A 349-nucleotide genomic window follows, 5' to 3' on the forward strand; every position below is an offset into this window, starting at 1 on the left:
ATTGCGGCGGTGGTACACGGCGGCCGGGGAACTGATCAGCGAGCAGTGGGTGGGGGGTGAGCTGGACGGGGTGCGGGTGACCAACCAGGTGGACGGGTTGAGCCGGCGGCTGGCGCAGGAGGTCTGGCGTGGCGCCACGCTGCTGAGCCGGGTGAACTACAGCTGGGGCGGGGGCGATCGGCTGATGAGCGTGGCCGATGATCAGGGCCACCGGGCCGAGTATGCATGGGAGCCGTTGGGTTCGATGGTGCGGCAGGTGACGTTCCGACAGAACGATCAGGTGCAGCTGACGACGACCCGGGGGTTTGACCTGTGGAACCGGCTGACCAACGTGCAGTCGGTGGTGGCG

Annotated in this window: 1 protein-coding gene; it reads left to right on the top strand. The window is 68.2% G+C overall.

Going from position 1 to position 349, the window contains the following annotated elements; genetic code table 11:
- Nucleotides 1-349 (top strand): hypothetical protein (locus G4L39_RS13620; RefSeq protein WP_205881028.1); only part of this gene is annotated, 349 nt, incomplete at both ends.

Origin of the sequence: Limisphaera ngatamarikiensis (assembly GCF_011044775.1) — a bacterium.
Taxonomy (GTDB): Bacteria; Verrucomicrobiota; Verrucomicrobiia; order Limisphaerales; family Limisphaeraceae; genus Limisphaera; species Limisphaera ngatamarikiensis.